Source organism: Moraxella sp. K02, from assembly GCF_041154755.1.
Taxonomy (GTDB): Bacteria; Pseudomonadota; Gammaproteobacteria; order Pseudomonadales; family Moraxellaceae; genus Faucicola.
On record NZ_AP031590.1, the window covers coordinates 1,768,464 to 1,788,113 of the forward strand.

Below are 19,650 nucleotides of genomic sequence, written 5' to 3' on the forward strand. Positions count from 1 at the left end.
GCGTAAAAAAAGCGGGTAACTTACCCGCTTTTTTATTTTTGCGTTGGACTAATTTTTGGTCATGGCTAATAAACGATTGGCGGTTAGCCCATGTGAAAACACCGACATTGCAATCATTACCACACAAATCACCCAAATTTTTAGCGCTTCATCACTGGTAAATACGCCTTTATTCATTGCATAGGCGATATAATACAATGTACCAATCCCGCGAATGCCCAGTCCTGCCGTTACCCAGCGTTCATTGCGACTCATTCCCAGTTTACCTAGACTAAAATAACCCACGATGGGACGTATCAAAAATATAAACGCCAAACATACCACATACACTTGCCAGCTAAGAGTAACATCACTCGCTAACGCCTGACCCACGAGCAGTCCCAAAAACACCATCACGAGCGACATCAGCAAACCTTCAATTTGCTCAGCAAAATCATGCAAGCCTTCATGATATTCATGTTCACATTCTGAACGCCGAAAAGTTAAGGCCGCCACAAATACTGCAATAAAACCATAACCATGCACAAACTCTGTAATGCTATAAGCTAGTAACATCAAGGCTAATACCATATAACTTTGCTCGACTTTATCCGGATGTGTCTTGGTAAATAGCCAATTTGCCAAAAACTTACCAACACAGTAACCCGCAGCCACCCCTGCAATGATTCGCCATAACACATCATAGCCCAACCAATGCAGCCAATCTTCTGCACCAAAACCCTGATTGAGAGACACTGCCGTAGCAATCGCTATCGCTAAATACACGAACGGAAATGCCAGTCCATCATTGAGACCCGCCTCAGAGGTGAGGGTAAATCGGGTCACATCTTCCTGTCGTTCGGAGTTGGGTGGACCGACTTGGATGCTTGCTGCTAGCACAGGGTCGGTTGGGGCTAGCACTGCACCGAGCAAAATAGCCGCCGCCATACTGAGGCCAAAAATATAATGCCCCATCAATGCCATCGCGGCGATACCCACTGGCATCACAATCACCAAAAGCCTTAAGGTCGGTTGCCAAGTTTTCCAATTGAGCGGACTATCGAGTTTGATACCACAACCGACCAACGAAATCAGCACCACCACTTCTGTAACTTTCTCGATAGGAACGCCATAATTAAGCGGATTAATTCTAGGCAGCCCCATAAAAAAATACCCTAGCAGTGCGCCAAAGGTAATTTGTATCATAGGTAGGGATATCGAAAGCTTGCGCGGTAGCACAGGAAAGAATGCCCCGATTAAAAACGCCAACCCTAAAAAAAGTAAAATCAAATTATAGTTTTCAAGCATACCTGTGTACCAAGAGTAAGTTGCTAAAAGAGCCACGTTATTGCGTAAAAGGTTTATCCCTTATAAATCTATTATGCAAAAAGGTGGGTATGCTATCAACCATTGGTGTTTAGCAAAATACCAAGAGATTTGTTAATAGTTCGAGAGTTGAGTTAAATTTACAAGTTTAGTTAAATTTACAAGTTTAGTTAAATTTAAAAATTTAGTTATAGTTGAAAATTTACTTATATTTAAAAGTTCAGCTAGAAAAAATTTTGACTGACCCTCTAATCACAACATTGCGGTCAAAACCGCACTTTACGCTGCGTAGAAGAACCGATGTTCATACCTTCTCGGTATTTGGTCACAGTACGACGGGCAATATCAATACCTTTATCTTGCAGGTTCTTCATAATACTGCTATCAGATAGCGGTTTTTTGGGGTCTTCTGCCTCTATCATTTGCTTTATCATCGCACTGATAGCGGTTGAAGAGACGCCTTCCCCCTCATCACTACTGACTTGACTGGAAAAGAAATATTTCAGGCTAAATAGCCCTTTGGGGGTAACGATGGTTTTGCTGGTAGTGATACGAGAAACGGTTGACTCATGCAAGCCGACTTCATCTGCCACATCTTTGAGTACCATCGGCTGCATTGCCATGACGCCTTGCTCAAAAAAAGCCTGCTGACGTTTGACGATACAGGTTGCAACTTTTAGTAGATTTTGATTACGCTCTTCGATACTACGGATAAACAGCCGCGCATCATACAGCTGCTCTTTTAAATAAACGCCTTGCTCGCTGTTGTCATTGCGACTGACAAGTTTGGCATACACTTGGTTAATACGCAGTTTTGGCAAGGTTTCTGGGTTTAAGCTGACTTCCCAATGCTGCCCTCGCTGCACGACAATGACATCAGGAATGTCGTAGCTTTCAATGCCTTTATCTAGCTGGCGCTGTGATTTTTCATAAGACAGTGCAGGATTGGGGTTTAATGTGCGCAATAAGGCAAGCGCAGGCTGAATCTCAGAGACGTCAAGATTGGATGATTTAAGCAGTGCATTGATGTTATTGTTGGCAAAAAATTCTGAATGCATCAAAATTTGCTTGGCTGCTTGCCAAGAGGGGGTATGACTCGGTAATTTATTGAGCTGAATCAGCAAGCATTCTGCCAAATTTCTCGCGCCAACGCCCAGTGGCTCGCAGTTTTGTATTTGCTTAACTACAAGCTCAATGTCTTCAAGCGCCAAGTCCACGTTTTCAACTTGATAAAATGACAACATGGTATCAAAACTCTGAAATAGCTCATCATTTGATAACGTGATAAAACCGCGCTCGTCCATGCTATCAATCAGATACTCCGCCATCAGCATATCAATGGTAGAGAGCCGTCTTAAATTCAGTTGCCAACGGACATAATCTTGAATATTTCCTTGCGTAGCAAGCTTATAATCATCCTGACTGTCTTCGCTATCAATGCCAGTGGCTGCCGAAGATTCATAGCTATAGATATCATCCCACTGTGCATCCACAGGCATATCGATTTGCTGGCTGCTAAGATGCTCGCTACTATCAATGCCGTCTAAGCCAAATTCCTCATCATAGCGATAATCGCTGTCTGCATAACTGTCCCTATTATTGTCATCATAACTGTCACTGTAACTGTCACTTGGGCTATGACTTGCATACTCATGCACTGCCGAGGGTTCACTGTGTTGCGGATAATCTTGGCTAGTAGAAGCAGGATAAAAATCATCCGACGCTAGATAATCTTCCAACACCTCAGTTTCATGGCGGTTATAGTCATCCAAATCAACTTCAGACAACTCAACACCTTCTACTTGATAGTCATCATCGTCATAGTCATAGTCTTTATCCATGTCTTGTTCTGGATAGTTTTCGCCATCGGGTAGGTTATCGGCGTCGTCATAAAACGTCTCCCACTCTTCCTCACGCTCAAGCAGGGGGTTGCTATCGAGTTTAAGCTGTACTTCTTGTTCAAGTTCAAGACTCGATAATTGCAGCAAGCGAATTGCCTGCTGCATTTGCGGGGTGAGTGTCATCCCGGTCGTTAGCTTTGCCCCAATACCAATTTTCATAACGCGTTTTTTTAAGCCTTACTCTAATGAGGTTAGTTTAGATGTTGTGTTCATGCTCTGCTAGGTTGCTAGTTTAGTATTGTTTCAACAAGATATGCTAGTATTTTTTGATATTCAGCCGTATATTAATTATCTGCAGTTAGCTTAACTGTGCTTAGCTTTACTTAGCTGCAGCACCCACAAATTTCCCTAAATTTTTTGCTTACGAAATCACACCATGACAAAACTGACAAAATTTGCGATTGTTGAACTCAATAGCCAGACCGACATCTTAGCAAATCTTCAATCTATTGAATTAGGTATTAAAATTGCCAGTGAACGCGGCACGCGCATGGTGATTTTGCCAGAAAATGCTTTTTGTTTTGGCAAACAGGGTTTTGCCAGTCAATATTTTGATGCCTTAAAAGCTTGGTCGGCACAGGCTGCCCGCCACTACGGTGTGTATCTGCTGGCAGGAACCTTGCCCTGCCCGTATCGACCTGATGGTACGCCTGTCGCTGACGGCAAACTTCGGCAGAGCTCACTATTATTTGACCCTACAGGCGACTGCTTAGCGCGCTATGACAAAATTCATTTGTTCAAAGCCACCGTCAATGATAGCACAGGCAACTATGATGAAGGTAGAACCTTCGAAGCCGGTAATAAGCTTATTGTAACGGATACCGAGTTTGGCAAAGTCGGCATGATGGTATGTTTTGACATTCGTTTCCCCATCCTTGCGGTCAAACTACGCGAACTAGGTGCAGATATACTCACCGCGCCTTCGGCGTTTACCTACCAAACAGGTAAAGCACATTGGCATGCGCTACTCACCGCAAGGGCGCTCGATAGTCAGTGCATGGTCATTGGCGCAGGTCAGACGGGTGACCATGTCGTCAATCCCTTAGCGCCTGGCAAAGTACGCAGCACTTGGGGGCATAGCGAATTTATCAGCAGTGATGGCGAGAACGTTTTGACCCAAATAATCGACGCAGCAAACGATGCAGCAACCCGAGATTTTGATATCACTAACAATTTAGCGCATTTACCTTTATCTGCCAAAGCAGCAAGCTGGCTAGCTGCTTCAGATAGTCGCCCAGAGCTTGACCAAACTGCTGTTAAAACAACCTTTTACCAGCAAGCCCCGAGCGTGATTTTTGCCGACTTTGATGCGGATGCGCAGCAAATAACTCGGCAGAATATTGCGTTGCTCGAATGTCAAAAATTGACTATCATAGCAAATAATACCTAACGACCCTTAAGCGAAAAATGGATAATCCACTTTTTGAATATTTAAAGAATAGCCCAATCTTTAGCCGTCTTGATCCTTATATGTTTCAAGTAGTCGAAAACTCACTACATTTTAAACAGTTGAGTCCGCAAGAAGTCTTATTTACGGAAGGCGAGCATGGCGATTTTATGGCGTTTTTGCTGATTGGGGAGCTATCAGTTATTAAATACAGCCCTTCAGGGGCAGAAATTAAAGTCGGCGAGATTCGGGCGGGCGAAAGTACGGGTGAAATGGCACTGTTAGATTTATTAACTCGCTCCGCTACCATTAAAGCCGCCAGCCTGTGTGCGCTTGTCACCTTGTCCCGAGCTGACTTTGAGCGATTGTTATCAGATTATCCTCGTATCGGTGTTGAGATGCTGCGTGGCTTAGCGATTATCTTGAGCCTTAATCTTCGCCGTACTTCTGAGCATTTGACCCGCGCGGTAAATGCTTAAGATGGCTAAGGCTGATGTGGCTAGATTTAATATTTTTTCATGTTTAATATTACTGCTTAACCTGCCTATTATTGTGCGCTATCGCCGCGAGCGTGGATGTGCTTTGTCATACACTTGCGATAAATGCCCAAAATCCAAATGGGTATAAATCTGTGTGGTACTGATATCACTGTGTCCTAGCAATTCTTGAACACCACGCAAATCACCACTATCACTTAAAATATGTGACGCAAAACAGTGTCTCAGCAAATGCGGGTATAAGTCTTGCGCGATGCCGGCTCGTTTGGCCTGTAGCTTAATACGCAGCTGCACGGTGCGCGTTGAGATACGCGTCCCATAACGTTCACTGACGAATACCGCAGGGTCTTGCTCTTCCACCCACAGAGAGCGATGCGGTAAATAGTTGATGAGTGCCTGCCAAGCTTTTTCGCCAATCGGTACGATGCGCGTTTTTCCGCCTTTACCGAGTACTCGTAACAGCCGCTGTGATTTGTCGATGTCAGACATATTAAGTCCCACGAGCTCGCCGACCCGCAAACCACTGCCATACAGTAATTCTAGCATGGCTTTATCGCGAATCCATAACCGCGCTTCATGGCTATCTTCTGGCGCAGCTTGGTCTAACAGCTGGGATAATACATCGATATCAAGTAGTGTGGGCAAGGGTCTCGGGGCGCGTTTAAGACGTATGGTTGTGGTAGGAGTTAGTGTCATCAGCTGCTGAACAATCAACCATTTATAGAGTTGACGCAACACGGTCAGTTCATATTGACTACTGGATTTGGATATTTTATCGACATCCAATCGTTGAATTAGGAAGTCTGACAACTGCTGACGGGTGATGTGACAAAGCTTAGTATGTTGTTGGTAGCAATACGCCAAAAAAGGCTGTAGCGCTTGGCGGTAACTTTTGATGGTCGCTGCGCTATAACGCTTACTGCTTAGCTCAGCCAGCCAGCGGTCTACCAAAGCTTGGTCATCGGTATTGAGCACAGTTTCTGCCTCATGTGGCATTAAGTGGGTGGGCAAATCATCGATTGCTGATTTGCCTACACGGTTGCCCTTTTTTCCTTGACTATTTTTCCCTTGACTTAGGCTACGGCTAGTTGGCATAGTGGCGGTTATCGAGGTTGGGGGCTATTCATGGTAAGGATGTCCCTCGTCTGAGCGATGTTCCTCACTTGATTGTGCCGGCGCAAATTTCAGCCCTGCACCTGCCATCAAACCCTCAGGACTAAACACCCCTTCGTACACAAAGGTCGCAGGACCCGTCATATACACAGGATAGCCTTCTTGCCAACGAATCACCAAACTGCCGCCATACAACTGGGCTCGAATATCCACGCCTTCATCTAGCCAGCCTTCACGCACCCCTGTGGCAACGGCAGCACACGCGCCTGTGCCACAAGCTTGCGTTTCGCCCACGCCGCGCTCATAGACGCGTAGCCTGATATGGCGATTATTCATCACCTGCATAAACCCGACATTGACGCGCTCCGGAAATGCAGGGTGGCTCTCAATCGCTTTACCGAGTTTTTCCACCTCAGCGGTCAATACATCATCTACTTTGATAATGGCATGGGGATTGCCCATATTGGCGACATAGAGTGTCACAGGCGTACCATCCACATTTAGCCGGTATGAATTTTGAACTTTAGTAATGGTTTTGGGGGTAAAAGGAATCTCATCGGGCTCAAATTTTGGTTTGCCCATATCCACTTTTACCCAGCCATAATCATCGGTGCTAAGAGTGATAATACCGCTGGCGGTTTCTACTCGAATACGTTGTTTAAATGACAACTTACGCGCCTGCACAAAACGGGCAAAACATCTAGCGCCATTGCCGCATTGCTGCACTTCACTGCCATCTTTGTTAAAAATACGATAGCGAAAATCGACATCAGGGCGGCTTGGCGGCTCAACAATCAGCAACTGGTCAAAGCCAATACCTAAGTGTCTATCCCCTAACAACGCTACCAACTCTTTGGTCAAGTGAAGTCGCTGTGTGACTAGGTCAATGACCATAAAGTCATTCCCCAGTCCATGCATTTTGGTAAATTCAATTAACATTGTTATTCCTTAAAATTATTTTGATTTATGCACGCTATCTTATCATGATAGCTGATTTTTTATAAGGCAATTGGGGAACAAAAAAACCTTAGCAAGTCAAGCAAATTTGGACTTGGCTGCTAAGGTTTTGGGCTCAGCGGGACAAATAAGGCTTAGCGTTGCCAGCAAACCTTACAGGATAGATTTATTCTACCAATTTTTCGTTTTGCCAAAGGCTCTCAACCGTTTCACGCTCACGAATGACATGGGCATGACCATCTTTGACCAAGATTTCACAAGCACGGGGGCGGCTATTGTAATTGCTCGACATCACAAACCCATACGCCCCTGCGCCTGTGATGGCTAGAATATCATTGTCAGCCAATGCCAACACACGGTTTTTTGCCAAAAAGTCGCCCGTCTCACAAATCGCCCCGACCATATCCCAAACTTTGGGTGCAACCGGTGAGTTCAACTGTGTAGGAATGACTGCCATCTCTGACTGATAAAGTGCCGGACGAATCAAATCATTCATCGCGGCATCGACAATGGCAAAATTTTTGTGTTCGGTAGGTTTTAAAATATCGACGCGGGTCAACAATACGCCTGCATTGGCAACGATGCTACGACCTGGCTCTAGATACAGTGTTAAGCCTAAAGTTTTCAGTTTTGGTAAGAGTAACTGCGCAAATTCTTCAATACTTGCAACGTCTTCGTCAATATACTGCACACCCAAGCCACCGCCCAAATCAATATGCTCAAGCGCAATACCTTGCTTGGCAAGTGCGTGAATCATCTCAATGACTTTGTCCAATGCATCCATAAAAGGCTGAACTTGGGTCAACTGCGAGCCAATATGGCAATCAATACCGACGACTTTTAGGTGCGGTAAGTCATGGGCAATTTGGTAGATACGGGGTGCGTCTTCATGGGTAATGCCGAATTTATTTTCTTTCAGCCCTGTGGAGATATACGGATGGGTTTGCGCGTCGACATTAGGGTTGACGCGTAGCGAAATTGGCGCTTGCCGTTGTAGTTTTCCTGCCACTGCATTGATACGGTACAGCTCAGCTTCTGACTCGACATTAAAGCAAGCAATCCCTACTTGAAGGGCGGTGCGGATATCTTCGGCGGTTTTGCCAAGTCCTGAAAATACGATTTTTTTGGGGTCGCCACCTGCAGCCAAAACCCGCGCAAGCTCGCCCCCTGTGACAATATCAAACCCTGCTCCTGCTTTGGCAAGTTCGTTTAATACCGCAAGGTTACTATTGGCTTTTACCGCATAACAAATTTGATGCTCAATCTCAGCAAAACTATCATCATAAGCTTTATAGGCTGCCAAAATCGCCTGCTGACTATACACATAGGTCGGTGTGCCGAAGGTCTGTGCGATATCCGCAAGACTGACACCATCCATCATCAGGGCATTGCCATCATAACTCAGACAGTTGCTTGACTTGACGTGTTCGGTCGGGTTGATCGCTAAGCTTGCGGCTGCATCATTAGTAATCATTTTTACCTCCAACCGATGGCACAGATGGCGTAGTCGCTGAGTGATGCGCTGATTGCGGTGTTGGGGTTGCGTTATTGTCGATCATGACGTTGGGATCTTGGGTGTTGACATCGACTTTGGTATCAGAGGCATTGGCAGTGGTGCTAGTGGGTTTGGCGGCCGCATCGACTACTTGTTGGCTATTGTTGCTGGGTAGGTACAATGCCCCTTTTTGCCCACATCCTGTCAGCACATGGGTTGCCAACATCACCGTCAGCACGGCGATTGTTGGGGATAGTTTTGAAATTTGCATGAATGCCCTTAATTTTAAGAATAAAATAAGTGTAAAAATAAAATTTGCGATGGGGTTATTGTAGCTGTTTTTGCGTTTTATAAGCAATTATCTCACCTTACTAAAGATGAGCATTAAATCCATGATTTTTGTTAATTTTTCATTTTGTTGACACCAGCACTGTTGTGGTATGCTTTTTTGCTATAGTATAGTGATGACAACAAAAATTTGGCAAAAAATTACCACAATACATTTTTTTTAATCTACAATAAATTACTGAAGGCAAGGATAGCTTAAAATTTAATCCAGTTAGGAAGGGGCTTGTTGCAAGGAATGCACAAGATCTTGTCTAAAGGAACAGCCATGCAAAATCCGATCTTAGTACTTAATTGTGGGTCTTCATCAATCAAATACGCGTTATTAAGCAATGACAGCAGCGAGCGGGTTGCCGGTCTTGCGGAGAACTTGGGCTTAGATACGGCGCGTATCAAACACACCGACCTCAATGGGGAAAAAGTCGAAATCTCTTTGGCAGGCGCCAATCACCAATGGGCACTGCAAAAAATATTAGGTTTATTAGCAGCTTACAAACCTGTTGCCGTGGGTCACCGTGTGGTGCATGGCGGACGTGAGTTTTCTCATGCCGAAAAAGTCAATGACCATGTCTTGGCGGAAGTCAAACGGCTAAAAGTATTGGCACCCCTACATAACCCCGCCCATGCCTTAGGTATTGAAGCGGTGGAAAAAATCTACCCAGATTTGTCGCAAGTGGTCGTGTTTGATACCGCCTTTCACCAAACCATGCCCGCCAAAGCCTACCGCTATGCCATTCCAAAAGATTTGTACAATGAGCATTATATCCGTCGCTATGGTTTTCATGGTAGCTCGCACGCCTATGTCAGCCACCGCGCTGATAGCCTAGCCCCTCACAACCAAGCCAATGGTTGGATTACGGTGCATTTGGGTAATGGTTGCTCGTTAACCGCCGTGTATGATGGCAAAAGCTTGGACACCAGCATGGGTCTGACCCCGCTGGAAGGTGTGGTCATGGGTACGCGCAGTGGTGATGTTGACCCAAGTTTGCATATTCACTTACACCGTATTTTGGGCTATAGCCTTGACCAAATTGATACAATTTTAAATAAACAAAGCGGGTTGTTGGGCATTTCAGGTATCTCAAGCGACATGCGCACGGTGGAGCAAGCCGCCAATGAAGGCAACGAGGATGCCAAACTTGCCATCGAAATTTTCTGTTATAAGGCAGCGCGTTATATCGCTTCACTCAGCTGTGCGTTACCGACCTTTACTGGCTTAGTATTTACCGGTGGTATCGGTGAAAACAGCGCCTCGATTCGCCAAAAAATCTTACAAAACTTGCCGCATTTTGGCATCAAAGCGAACCTTGACAAAAATGCCGAGCTCTCTCGCGGTGCCGAAGGTAGCTTCCACCAAGCCGATAGCCTACTGCAATTGTGGGTGATTCCGACCGATGAAGAATACCAAATCGCCAAAGAAACCAAAGAAGTCTTAGGTTTATAAACCCTCTCACCCTGATGCCTCATCAGGGTTTTTAGTTTGAATAAAACAACAAATAGGAACTATCATGCAAACGATTTTATTTGTGCCTACCAGTAGCGGCATTGGCTTGACCTCAGCTTGTTTGGGTTTTATCCGTGCACTTGATTATATCGGGCTAAAAGCCGGATTTTTAAAACCCTTTAGCCAAAATATCACTGCCAATCATGAGAGTGATGACAGCTCAAGTGTGCTTGCAAAACATGCCTTTAACTTAAACCCGCCACCCTCCATTGACCGTAGCCGCTTAGAGCGCGTGATTGGGGATGGTCAGTTGGATGACTTGATGGAAGAAGTGGTTGCGATGCACCAAGCATTGGCTGAGCAATATGACGTTATCGTCTGTGAAGGTCTGGCTGCCGACAATGATTCAAGTTATGCAGAATTGGTGAATTTAGCCATCGTCAATGCGCTAGATGCCAAAGTCATCTTGGTCAGTAGTGGCGATATTGCAAACCCTGATAGTTTGGTAGACAAGCTAGATATTTTTGCCCGTGATTTTGGCGGCATGGCAAGCGAGCGCACGCTAGGCACGATTTTGATGCGCGTCAAAAACGTGGACAACCATTATGATGAAGAACCCGTCGCGCCGGGTAAAGCCAAAGTTGATTTGGCAGCTGAGCAGTTACAGGCGATTAAATCCCACTCCCCTTATTTTGACTCCGATAAATTTCGCTTGATTGGCGTGGTGCCTTTTAGCAATACCTTAAGTGTGCCCCGTACCTGGGACGTGGCTCGTGAGCTTGATGCCAAATGGCTCAATGAAGGTGACGCCAAAAACCGCCGTGTGCTTAATACTTTACTGGTTGCGCGTACCGTTGCCAATATTGAAGATTCTTTCACCCGTGGCAACTTACTGGTGACCGCAGGCGACCGTGATGATTTAATTTTGGCGACTGCGCTTAGCACCATGAATGGTGTACCGCTAGCAGGTCTTATTCTGACAGGCGGTATCATGCCGAACCAAAAAATTATCAATCTGTGTCGCCCCGCGTTAAAAACGGGGATTCCTGTAATGCTGGTTGATACTGACAGCTTTGATACTGTCACCAAACTTAACCACATCAGCCATGAAATCCCCGCAGATGATACCACTCGCGCCTGTGAAGTCACCGATTTTGTCGCCGCGCATTTGGATTTGGACTGGATCAAAACCACTTTTAGTCAAGGCAACCACAACCGCAAACTCTCGCCTTCGGCTTTTCGTCATACCTTGGTCAAAAAAGCCCAAGCTGCCAAAAAAACCATCGTACTCCCTGAGGGCGCTGAGCCCCGTACCGTTGAAGCGGCGGTCATCTGTCAGACTCGTGGTATTGCCCATTGTATCTTACTTGCCAAACGCAGTGAGGTCGAAGAGGTTGCCAAGAACTTGGGGCTCACCCTACCTGAAGGCCTGCAGATTCTTGACCCAGATACCTTGATTGACAAGTACGTCAAACCCATGGTTGAGCGCCGTAAAGGCAAACTCGATGAACTACAAGCCCATGAACAGCTCAAAGACACTGTCGTGCTGGGTACGATGATGCTGCACTTGGGTGAAGTCGATGGTCTGGTATCTGGCGCTGTACATACCACCGCCAATACCGTCCGCCCGGCGTTTCAGTTAATTAAGACAGCGCCGCAGTACTCGCTGGTATCGTCGATTTTCTTTATGCTACTGCCTGAGCAAGTCGTGGTGTATGGTGACTGTGCCATCAACCCAGACCCTACCGCAGAGCAGCTGGCTGAAATCGCCTTACAATCCGCCCAATCCGCCAAAGCGTTTGGTATCGAACCCAAAGTTGCCATGATTAGTTACTCGACGGGTTCATCAGGTGAAGGCGCAGACGTGGATAAAGTGCGTCAAGCCACCGAAATCGCCAAAGCTAAAGCGCCTGATTTGCTCATTGATGGTCCGTTACAATATGACGCTGCCAGTGTGGCAAGCGTGGCAAAATCAAAAGCGCCAAACTCGCTAGTGGCAGGTCAAGCCAATGTGTTTATCTTCCCAGATTTGAACACTGGCAATACCACCTATAAAGCGGTGCAGCGCTCTGCCAACGTGGTGAGCGTCGGTCCTATGCTGCAAGGCTTAAATAAGCCTGTGAATGACTTGTCGCGTGGCGCCTTGGTTGAAGATATTGTCTATACCATTGCGCTCACAGCGGTTCAAGCCGATAGCGGTGAGTTTTAAGCGTTTATGTTTAAAAAAAGGTGAGTGTGATACTCACCTTTTTATTGTCTATCACCATTGCCTGTGACACAGGATATTAGCTTAAATGCAATGCAAGGCTACTGTTCCACCACTAGGCTAGTGCGCCACAATCTGTTATGCCCAAAAATTGCTTTATGGTAAAATTCTGCACAAAGTGATTTTTGTGCGCAATTTACCAACCGATGAACCACCAAACCAACCGTAAGATGCTGTAGTGATGATGAAGGATTTTAGTTTTCTTTACCCTAAATTTATATTGGGTTTGTGGTTATGACAATGCCTCGCTGTATTCGTGTCTGGTTGGGTGGCTCATTTGATCCGATACATTTGGCGCATTTACAGATGATTACGCATGTATACCATGAGCTCATGCGCGCCTTCCCCAATGTTGATATCATCGCCAAATTATTGCCCACGGCAGGTTCGCCCTTAAAAAATAAGCCAACTTCCAACCAGCAGCGCCTTCAAATGCTTTTGCTTGCGATTAACGATGTGCCTTTTTTGTCGATTGATGAGACTGAGCTGCAGTGCCAGCCACCTGTGTATAGCTTTCATACCTTGAATGAGTTTAGACAGCGTTACCCCAATGACCTACTGATTTTTATCCTCGGACAAGACAGTGTTGAACAGCTTGATAAATGGTATCGCGGCTTTGAGCTACTTTCGCTGACCAATCTATGGGTGCTACCCCGTCCTGCCTTGGGCAGCCTTAGCCCCACTTTAAGCCACAATTTACACCAAAATTTAAACCAAAATGCTTTAACCAATACGGATAAACCCCCTAGTATAAATATTGATAATCGGTTAGTGCCTTTTATCATTCATTCGCCAAAAGACTTGATAAATCAAACCACCAACCATATTTATATTGATAAGTTTGTCGTGCCTGATATTGCCAGTCGTGATATCAGAGCTTGGATCTATAGCGTACAAGCTGAGCAACGACAGCAAGCGCAGCTAAGTTTACCGAGTCAAGTTTATCGGTATATTGTTGAGCATCAGTTATATGCCCCAGACGTTTAGCCTGATATTGATTTACATTTTTTGATAACCTGTTCGTTAGATTTTTGTTAAAATAGCGCACTTTTTTTAAGATTGTCATGATCCTATTTTAAGCTACCCTTATAACCCAATCATTATGACCCAATTAATGGAACCCACGCATTTATGACCGATACCCAATTTGCTAGTTTAGTCAATCAACACCCTGCCCACCAACAGTTAACCACTTGCCTTGACATCGTTCAAGATGCCTTGGATGATTTAAAAGCCAAAAACATTACCGTACTCGATGTTGCTGATATGACTGAAGTCATGGAGCGTATCGTGATTGCCGAAGGGACATCTACCCGCCACCTTAAAGCGGTTGCCGACCATGTCGCGATGAAAGCGAAGCAAGCAGGATTTAATCCGATTGGTGTGGAAGGTCAAGGCACCAGTGATTGGACCTTGATTGATTTGGGCGCTGTGGTGGTGCATGTGATGATGCCACAAGCCCGCACGTTTTATGACCTAGAAGGCTTATGGCAAGGTCAATCGCAGCGCGAGCGTATGGAAAAAACCGCTTAATTTCTAATTCAAATTTAGCCAAAATTAAGCTCAAAGGTTCTAGCATGGTTCAATGTTAGAACCTTTTTTGCTTAAACTAAGTAGAAATATCTATAAAAATTTTTTATCTAATTTTTTAAGCCATTTTTTCCTAATGATTCAAACTCCTTGTTTGTACGCCCCGAATTTTAATAAAATTTTGTCCTAGAATTACGCCTTATCTTAAGTTATTGCGTTTAAATTCAGCAGTATAAAATTCGCTAAAATCAAATTAATTTATCAACCATAGTTCTATTTTATCTACAGTAATCGATTAATATTCTGTATAATGGGATTTAAACCAATCATTTAGAGACAATTATCGTGTATTGGAATGTTTAAATGGCACATATCTTTGATTTATCACATTACGACATTTATCGACTGCAATCCATTGATCCCATTTTTAGCGATGATTGGCGTCAAACTCTCTGTGATATTTTTCCTAAACTTGATAAGGAAAGTCAAAATAGCGTTTTTCGACAACTATTGGTACCCCGCGGTATCATGTATGATAAGACCAGCAAGAAATTTTTAGCCCAGCGTCCAGTCTCTTTATCTGATACCTTAGCCCTCACGTCCTCTAGCAATGATAAAGTCATGATGATGGCGAATCATATGCTCAATTTCCTAAAAGCACCGACCCAAGGTGTTAGCCTCTTAGAGCTTGCAGATAAAATAGAAGCGATGCTCGATCATTTTGACAGCATTGAATTGTATGATGCCAAAAATGAGCATCACCTTGCCAAAAAAATTCGCCAAGCATTTTTGTATGATTTATCGCATTGGATTGACAATATTGAGATATCGCTGGCGCCAGGGCTACGCAACTTGACTCCCGATATGATTCGCGCTTATTTTAAATCAGTATTTTTAAAGCATCAGATTCAAGGCTGGGAGTTTAGAAGCTGGGATGGTCAAGATATGCAAGAATTATCTTCTGAGCGCTTCCCTGTTTTTTTGCAGCAAGAGGCGGTAGTGCGGCGTTATGTGGTGGTTGAAACGCCAAACTATTGGTTCCTGATCGGCCCAACACGCTTAGCCAATCAAAATCCTTTTTCATTCCGCCGTTTTTTATTCGAAGACAGTGATGTTTCGGGTCAGTATATCTACTTAACCCATGTCGTGGTTGAGCGTGGGGGGGTTAATTTGCCTGCCAATAAAGCTAATATACTGATGCAATTGTCGCGTATGTATACACTCGAGCGAAGCGTCAATGAAGCAGTAAAAATCTTTATCAATAGTTCTAAAGATTTGTTAATTCGCTATATTTATCCATTAATTCGTAAACCGCTAGCTACCGATGGACGCCAGATTGAAGCTATTATTGAAGAGCGGATGCAAAACTTTGAAAAACAATTTTCTATATTAATTTTAAATAAACTACCGCGTATTTTTGATATAGCGCTCAAAGACATCAATGACCTTGAGTTTTTTTACTATCACTTAGATTGGTTAATTGCCAACGTGACCAACTGCTTACGGGATTTTTGTCTACAGCCGCTGGCTAGCTTTTCATTGGTTGCAAAACGTACCACATTAAGATTGGTATCGATGCGTATGCTCACCCATCGGATCCGAAATTATCTCAATGATGTGACCATTGAGGCCGAGCAAAAACAAAAATTGTTTATGGCACCGATGCAGTATCTGGATAAACAGCTTACAAAAGTAGAAGAAGAACAATCAACCATTGATATTTTGACAGAGGAAGTACTGTACTATCAAAAACAAGTTGAAACGTCGGGCTTTTTACGTAAGCTGATTACACCAAAAGCGCCCAAATATAGCTTGGAAGAACTCACCCAATATCGTCATCAACTCAATGAAAACTTCTTTATGTCAATTATTCGTTTGGCTAAAGATCAAAAACAGCTGATTGTTTATCCAGAGTTCGAGTGTAATATTATCATTGACGAAAATTTCCGCCACTATGCCTTTATTGATGGCGAGCTTGGACTAACACGTTTACCTAAGCTACTTTGTCTGCCAGAAAAACGTGACAGCTTTGATTTTCAAACGGTACGTCAACAAATCAATGCCGATGTGTTCCGCACAAATCAAGAATGGGGCTAATCATCCAGATATCTATCGTCTTATCGATTGGTAAAACAACAAAAGCTAGCAAATTTGCTAGCTTTTGTTGTTTAGGCTAACGTAGCCGTTTGCTGACGTTGATGGTTTTTCATCCAAAGATTGATGGCGATTACAATAATAACATAGCCGATTTGCGCCAAAAATGTCTGTAGCGTTGGGTAAAATCCTAACGATTCAATGGCGGGCAAGCGGCTCATGGCGGTCATCGGCAGATACCCTGTCAATTGTAGGGCGTGCAAACTGACACCTAAAATCTTAAAGCCCAGTAAGTAAATCACCCAAGTTAAGACTTTAAACAACTGTGGAATCGGTAATTTAACTGAGGTTTTTAGCAGCACCCAAGCCACTGCTGCCAGTGCTACAAGCGCCAAACCAATCCCAGTTAAAAAATTACTCATGCTGATATTGGGTAATATACCGACATAGAATAATATGGTCTCTGCGCCTTCTCGAAACACGGATAAAAAGCTCAATCCAAATAACGACACAAAGCTGCCTGCCGTCATGGCTTGCCCCATATGACGCTTGATATAAGCGTTCCATGATTGGACGGATGATTTGCTATGCAGCCACGCGCCGATGCCAATCATCATAATCACCGCAACGATGCCAATGACCCCTTCAAACATCTCACGATTGGCGGCAGAAGTCACCGCAGGGAATAATAGCTGTAATGCCATCGCGCCTGCGATACTGGCAAGTAAGCCAAAAGCGACACCAGCATACACCCATTTTTTGGCTTTGACTTGTTTGGCAGCGGTTAAAGCTGATAACAGCGAGATGACAATCAATAAGGCTTCCAACCCTTCTCGAAGCAAAATCAGCATCGAGTCAACCGCAGTATATTGAGCTGTTGGATTAATTGCTGCCAATTCATTGATAATCGATTGCAGTGTTTGCTGCTGTTTAGGGTCTTGTCCCTTCGCCATGACTAACGGAATTTGACTTTCCACCCGATTATATAGACTGGGGTTACGCGTACTAACATCGCCTTCGACCGTTGGCCATATACTAATAAACTCGCCTAACTTGGCTTGACCAGTCGCTGCATCGTTTGTTTTAAACGCTTGTAAACCATCGCGCAGTAACTGGATACTATCTGCCAGAGTGACGGTTTGTGTGGTTTGCACAGCGGCTACGTCACCTTTGTTATAACTGTCGATGGCATCTTTTAGCGCGGCGGATTGGGTTTTGATTTGCGCCATATTGATGGGTTGGGTTTCAATCGCCACTCGCATCAGCGCCATGGATGTTTCGATTTTGCCGTAATGCCCCATACTGGTATTGCGTACGACCCGCTCATTACCTAGCCAAACTGCATTAAACTGGTTGTAAGCCGCCCGTAACGTTTCGACATCTGTTGGTGCTGCACGTTGTATGACTTGATTAAGATTGTCATACGCAGGTACCATTTTTTTGGCAAACTCTTTTCGCTTCGCGCTGTAATCTACAGGATTTTGTTCTTTTTCAAAGGCATATAACGCATTTGACACGGCTGATAAATTGGCTTCTGTGGGGTTGCTGATGGCTTGCCCAATCGCTTGGCTTGTCTGTTGCCCAAGCGTGGAATTTTTTGCCGTTGCATCTATGGCATCAAAGGCTGTTTGAATTTGCGCGAGGGTGTCCTTGGCTTTTGGGGTATCATTGGCTTTAATTGCCGCCATCGCGTCTGATAGGTTGATAAAAATAGGGCTTAAATTCAGCTTTTTGCTGGCTGGTTGACTGGCTTGCGTCGCTATCTGGGCACTTGCAGGCGTTGGTTGCTGGGCTTGTAAGCCTTGAGTGGTGATGAGCAGCGAACTTGCTAGACCAAAACTTAGCAAGGTTTTTTGGGTGATGTTTATCATGAGTAACTTTTTAACCGTCTATTTAACCGTCTATTTAACCGTCTATTTTTAAGCGTGTATTTTTAACCATCTATTTTAACTGATACAAGTTGCATTTGAACCTTAAGCTTCAAACAATGCTTGTCCAATGTAGCCACCTTGCGGGATACCACCGAAGCAAGCAAATAGCCCACTGCCAATGTGGGTGGTGTATTCATTCATTTTATCAAGACGACCTAGGGCATTTTGGATGATGATAAATTGCTCGGGCGATTTTTGGAATGAAATAAACAGCAGCCCAGAATCAAACTGCCCGGTGGCTGGGTTAATGCCGCTACTGTAAGAATACGAACGGCGTAGCATTTCCACGCCTGTGCGTTTTGCCAGTCCCATGTGGGAAATTTCAGGTATCACTGCTTTACCCTGCGCGTCTTTGGCGTGCACATCAAAGGTGTCAAATTCGCCTTTTTGTCCAATCGCCGCACCACTATCACGATGTCGACCAAAGGTATCTTCTTGACCTTTAAGCGAAGTGCGATCCCAAGTTTCAAGATGCATTTGGATGACACGGGTGACCAAATAAGTGCCGCCTTTCATCCAATCAGGCGCGTCCGCCCATAAGTTTTTGTCCGCAGCTTTAATGGTGCTTTGGTTGGCAGTGCCGTCTTTAAAACCGAATAAATTACGGGGCGTATGGTTGCCGGTATCAAACCCAACAAAACCTGACTGACTCCAACGCATGGTGATATTAGAACGCGCTTGGCGTACCAATTGCCGTACCGCGTGGAACGCCACTTGGGCATCTTCGGCGCAGGCTTGAATACAGATATCGCCGCCGGTCAAATTTTCTCGTAACTGATCGCGCGGGAACTTGGGTAAGTCTTGGAATTCTTTGGGCTGCTTATGAGTAAGTCCCATTTTTTTTAGAAAACTTGGGCTAATACCAAAGGTCAACGTCAACCCATATGCGCCCATGCTGTCTGCTTCGCCTGTGTCGGTCGGGGGCACAAACGGGTTTTTTTCATACGCTTTGATGTTTTTACCTTGCGTCAAATTGGCCGCATAGGTTGTCCAGTCTTTGAACATCTGTTTGACATCGTCGAGCTTGTCGGTATGTAAATCCATCACTAAAAAATAGATATTACGCTGTGACGGCGTGGTAATGCCTGCTTGGTGTTCGCCATAAAAATCATATTTGACATCCGCAAAACTATTTTTGGTAGTATTGGCATCATCACCGGCATGTTTAGGATTTTCGTTTTTATCGCTATCTTTGGACTGATTGCCATCCAAAGCTTGCAAGTTAGGTAAGTTTTCACTTGGTTTTTGCTGACAGGCTGATACAGCTAAACCTGCGCCTGCGACACTGAGCGCACCAAATTGGCGTAAAAAACTGCGACGATTTGAGGTTTTTAATCCCATCCCTGTTTCTTGCGCTTGCTTATCTAATCTACTATCTTTCATGC

The 19,650-nt window shown here is 44.6% G+C and carries 15 protein-coding genes; 7 read left to right on the forward strand and 8 right to left on the reverse strand.

The window, feature by feature from the left end:
* Positions 1–48: 48 nt before the first annotated feature.
* Both ACAM39_RS07865 and ACAM39_RS07870 read right to left on the reverse strand, forming a co-directional pair.
* On the reverse strand, positions 49–1,287 hold the full coding sequence (locus tag ACAM39_RS07865) for a cation:proton antiporter (RefSeq protein WP_369627269.1): 1,239 nt from the start codon (positions 1,285–1,287) through the stop codon (positions 49–51).
* A 284-nt stretch (positions 1,288–1,571) separates the two neighbouring features.
* On the reverse strand, positions 1,572–3,365 hold the full coding sequence (locus ACAM39_RS07870) for an RNA polymerase factor sigma-54 (protein WP_369627270.1): 1,794 nt from the start codon (positions 3,363–3,365) through the stop codon (positions 1,572–1,574).
* Between the two features lie 217 nt (positions 3,366–3,582).
* Here ACAM39_RS07870 and ACAM39_RS07875 point away from each other — a divergent pair, with 217 nt between their 5' ends.
* Both ACAM39_RS07875 and ACAM39_RS07880 read left to right on the forward strand, forming a co-directional pair.
* On the forward strand, positions 3,583–4,596 hold the full coding sequence (locus ACAM39_RS07875) for a nitrilase-related carbon-nitrogen hydrolase (RefSeq protein WP_369627271.1): 1,014 nt from the start codon (positions 3,583–3,585) through the stop codon (positions 4,594–4,596).
* Positions 4,597–4,613: 17 nt separating this feature from the next.
* Positions 4,614–5,072 carry a cyclic nucleotide-binding domain-containing protein gene (locus ACAM39_RS07880; RefSeq protein ID WP_036594464.1) on the forward strand — a complete coding sequence of 153 codons (459 nt, stop codon included), beginning with the start codon at positions 4,614–4,616 and terminating at the stop codon, positions 5,070–5,072.
* Between the two features lie 78 nt (positions 5,073–5,150).
* Here ACAM39_RS07880 and xerA read toward each other — a convergent pair whose 3' ends face one another.
* From xerA to lptM, 4 genes are all read right to left on the reverse strand, one after another.
* Positions 5,151–6,185: a site-specific tyrosine recombinase/integron integrase gene (gene xerA, locus ACAM39_RS07885; protein WP_369627272.1), complete on the reverse strand. Its 1,035-nt coding sequence runs from the start codon at positions 6,183–6,185 to the stop codon at positions 5,151–5,153.
* Positions 6,186–6,209: 24 nt separating this feature from the next.
* Complete coding sequence (dapF, locus tag ACAM39_RS07890) at positions 6,210–7,142, reverse strand: diaminopimelate epimerase (RefSeq protein WP_060995477.1); 933 nt, start codon at positions 7,140–7,142, stop codon at positions 6,210–6,212.
* A 184-nt stretch (positions 7,143–7,326) separates the two neighbouring features.
* On the reverse strand, positions 7,327–8,634 hold the full coding sequence (gene lysA, locus ACAM39_RS07895) for a diaminopimelate decarboxylase (RefSeq protein ID WP_472828197.1): 1,308 nt from the start codon (positions 8,632–8,634) through the stop codon (positions 7,327–7,329).
* Positions 8,624–8,926 carry an LPS translocon maturation chaperone LptM gene (lptM, locus tag ACAM39_RS07900; RefSeq protein WP_369627273.1) on the reverse strand — a complete coding sequence of 101 codons (303 nt, stop codon included), beginning with the start codon at positions 8,924–8,926 and terminating at the stop codon, positions 8,624–8,626. Before lptM ends, lysA begins: the two co-directional genes overlap by 11 nt.
* Before the next feature lie 342 nt (positions 8,927–9,268).
* On the opposite strand from lptM, the gene ACAM39_RS07905 reads away from it, so the two are divergent.
* The 5 genes from ACAM39_RS07905 to ACAM39_RS07925 all read left to right on the forward strand — a co-directional run bounded on the left by ACAM39_RS07905 (position 9,269) and on the right by ACAM39_RS07925 (position 16,337).
* Entirely contained in the window at positions 9,269–10,444 is a 1,176-nt protein-coding gene (locus ACAM39_RS07905) for an acetate/propionate family kinase (protein WP_369627274.1), read from the forward strand.
* Positions 10,445–10,508: 64 nt separating this feature from the next.
* Positions 10,509–12,653, forward strand: coding sequence for a phosphate acetyltransferase (pta, locus tag ACAM39_RS07910; protein WP_369627275.1), 2,145 nt, complete (start codon positions 10,509–10,511; stop codon positions 12,651–12,653).
* A 291-nt stretch (positions 12,654–12,944) separates the two neighbouring features.
* Positions 12,945–13,697 carry a nicotinate (nicotinamide) nucleotide adenylyltransferase gene (nadD, locus tag ACAM39_RS07915; protein WP_369627276.1) on the forward strand — a complete coding sequence of 251 codons (753 nt, stop codon included), beginning with the start codon at positions 12,945–12,947 and terminating at the stop codon, positions 13,695–13,697.
* A 144-nt stretch (positions 13,698–13,841) separates the two neighbouring features.
* A complete protein-coding gene (gene rsfS, locus ACAM39_RS07920) occupies positions 13,842–14,243 on the forward strand; it encodes a ribosome silencing factor (RefSeq protein WP_050324756.1) in 402 nt (133 codons plus the stop codon).
* 360 nt (positions 14,244–14,603) lie between these two features.
* A complete protein-coding gene (locus ACAM39_RS07925) occupies positions 14,604–16,337 on the forward strand; it encodes a hypothetical protein (RefSeq protein WP_369627277.1) in 1,734 nt (577 codons plus the stop codon).
* Between the two features lie 71 nt (positions 16,338–16,408).
* Here ACAM39_RS07925 and ACAM39_RS07930 read toward each other — a convergent pair whose 3' ends face one another.
* Positions 16,409–18,205, reverse strand: coding sequence for an FTR1 family iron permease (locus ACAM39_RS07930; RefSeq protein WP_369627278.1), 1,797 nt, complete (start codon positions 18,203–18,205; stop codon positions 16,409–16,411).
* A 102-nt stretch (positions 18,206–18,307) separates the two neighbouring features.
* Positions 18,308–19,648, reverse strand: a complete 1,341-nt coding sequence (gene efeB / locus ACAM39_RS07935) for an iron uptake transporter deferrochelatase/peroxidase subunit (RefSeq protein WP_369627279.1) — start codon at positions 19,646–19,648, stop codon at positions 18,308–18,310.
* Positions 19,649–19,650 lie beyond the last annotated feature (2 nt).